Here is a 2,608-nt window from a genome sequence, read left to right on the forward strand (position 1 = left end):
TGCGTATTCCGGTCAACGTGACCGCTGATTCCGGTCTATCGTGACCGCTGCGCATTCAATGATGTTACGCGGCTAAATTGTAGTCGGTGCGGTCACGATGGATCGATATTTTTCTCCTTTTTGCTGGTTTTAGGGCGTTGGGTGCGCAGCGAATCGCCGGTCAGTGTAAAGCGGTGGTTGCGCTGCATGATGCGGTCCAGGATGGCGTCGGCGATGGTGGCGTCGCCGATCCAGGCATGCCAGTGTTCGACCGGTAGCTGGCTCGTAATGATCGTGGCCTTGCTGCCAGCCCGGTCGTCAATGATCTCCAGCAGGTCCGAGCGCGTCATGCTGTCGATGGCACCCATGCCCCAATCATCGAGTATCAACACGTCGGTCTTGGCTAGTTGGAGCAGCCACTTTCCGAAGGCCCCGCTGCCGTGCCGGATGCGCAGTTCTTCCTGCAAGCGCGGCACGCGCTGGTAGATCGCCGAGTAGCCACGCCGGCAGGCGTATTGGGCCAACGCGCAGGCCAGCCACGACTTGCCGGCACCGGTCGGACCGGTGATCAAGACGCTGTGGCCGGCGTTGACCCAGTCGCCCAAGGCAAGGCTCATCACCTCGCGGCGGTCTACGCCACGGCCCGCGCGCGCGTCGATGTCCTCGATCGCCGCCTGACCGTATTTGAGGCGCGCGTTCGTCAGCAGCCGTACCAGCTTGCGGTCGTTGCGGGCGTGGACCTCGCGATCGATCAGCAGCGCCACGCGCTCCTCGAAGCTCAACGCCGCCATGCCAGGTTGTGCCAGTTGTTCCTCAAGGCCGGCCGCCAGGCCGTCCAGTTTCAACGTGCGCAGTTGCGCCAGAGTGGTGTGCATCATCATCTCGTCTTTCCTCACTGGTAATAGCCAGGTCCACGGACGTGGGCATGGTCAGGGCTGATCCACTCAGCGGCGGTGGCCGGCGCGCTTTGGTCGCGGTTGTTTTTTAGGATGTCGTTCACATGGCGGTACTGGCAGGCACCGATCTGCAGGGCCAGCGTGCAGGCCGCTTCCAGCCGCACTTTGCCGTAACGCTTGGCCAGCGACAGCAGTCCCAGGCAGGCGCGGTAGCCGTGCTCGGGGTGCCTGTTCTCCGCCATCAGCCGGGTCACCGCCTCGGCGGTCGCCGGACCGATGTCCGCGCCCCAGTGGATCAGGCGCGCCGGCGTCCATTCCATGTGCGCGCGGTGCGCGGCGGGCATGTGGGCGGCCGTTGTGGTGAAGCCTCCCTGGCGGCTGTTGCGGGCATGGCTGGCCACGCGCTGCCCCCGATGCATCAGTTCCACCACCGCCGTCGTGATGCGCGCCTCCAGCACCTGGCCCACCAGCGCGTGCGGTACGCTGTAACGGTGGCGCTCGACCTCGACGTGGTAGTCGATGTGCACCCTGACCGTCTTGAAGTGCGCCATCTCGTAGCGCTGCAACGGCAGCGGCAGCAAGGCCGGCGCATCGATCTCGGCGAAGGCGCTGGCGCGGCTTCCGGGCAGCTTCTGGAACAGCTTCTCGTTGAGCCGGGTGAGCAACGGCGCCATAGCCTGGTTGACCTCGTGCACGCTGTCGAACCGCTGGTGCCGCAGCCGCGCCATGATCCAGCGTTCCACGATCTGCACCGCCGATTCGGCCTTGGCCTTGTCCTGCGGATGGCGCGGCCGGGCCGGCAGGATCGAGGTCCCGTAGTGGCGCGCGAAGTCCAGCACCGTGTCGTTGCTGCGCGGCTCGTAGCGGTTGGCGTCGGCGATCATGGCCTTCGGGTTATCCGGCACGATCAGCTGCGGCACGCCGCCGATGAAGGCCAGCGCGCGCGCCGTCGATTCGATCCAGTCGGCCATCGTTTCGCGTGGCGTGGCGCAGGCGTAGGTGTAACTGGAAGCGCCCAGCGCGGCGACGAAGATGTGGGCGCGGCTGCCGTCGGCCAATCCGATGGTGGGGCCGGCGTAATCGATGAACAGCTTCTCGCCGGCGCGGTGCACCTGGCGCATCGAGCGCTTGAGTTGCCTGGTGAAGCGGCGATAGTTCTCGCAGAACTGCGTGTAGCCGTAGGTATGGCGGTCGGCATGGTCGGCACGGTGCTCCTCCCACAACAGCATCAACGTCATGCCCTTGCGCCGCAGTTCCTGGTGCAAGCGGCCGTAGTCCGGCTGCACATGGTCGCGTGGCCGTTCCGGCGCGACCAGCAGGCGCCGTTCCAATGCCGCTTCGTCGACACTGCGAACGGTCGCCCAGTCCAGCCCCGCAGTGGCGGCCAGGCCAACATACTTGGTGACGACGCCCTTGGAAATCCCCAGCGCGGCGGCGATCTGCTGGTGCGACATCTTGGCGTCAAGCTTCAAACGCAATACGTCTTTTATCTTACGCATATTGATCCTTGGTACCGGCACGCTGTCTCCAGACAAATGCTGGGAGCGTACTCGGTCGGTTGCTATATGCGTAACATCATTTCGGTGCTGTACAACACCATTCCGGCATCGTGACCGCCGATTCCGGTGGCGGCCGAAATCGGTCACGATAGACCGCAATGGGTGGTCACGATGGACCGAAATGACCGGTCACGATAGGCCGGAATCGCTGGTCACGATAGACCGGAATACCCA

Annotated in this window: 2 protein-coding genes; both read right to left on the minus strand. The window is 64.5% G+C overall.

Going from position 1 to position 2,608, the window contains the following annotated elements; genetic code table 11:
* Positions 1-92: 92 nt before the first annotated feature.
* Positions 93-860, minus strand: a complete 768-nt coding sequence (gene istB / locus ACQ4WP_RS29170; RefSeq protein WP_436526785.1) for an IS21-like element helper ATPase IstB — start codon at positions 858-860, stop codon at positions 93-95.
* Between the two features lie 11 nt (positions 861-871).
* Entirely contained in the window at positions 872-2,395 is a 1,524-nt protein-coding gene (gene istA / locus ACQ4WP_RS29175; protein ID WP_436526787.1) for an IS21 family transposase, read from the minus strand.
* Positions 2,396-2,608 lie beyond the last annotated feature (213 nt).

Source organism: Janthinobacterium lyxosi, assembly GCF_051380665.1.
GTDB lineage: Bacteria > Pseudomonadota > Gammaproteobacteria > Burkholderiales > Burkholderiaceae_D > Janthinobacterium.

Bases quoted from the DNA above. Each gene is read 5' to 3' on its own strand.
- istB (WP_436526785.1), bottom strand. From the start codon at position 860: ATGATGATGCACACCACTCTGGCGCAACTGCGCACGTTGAAACTGGAC.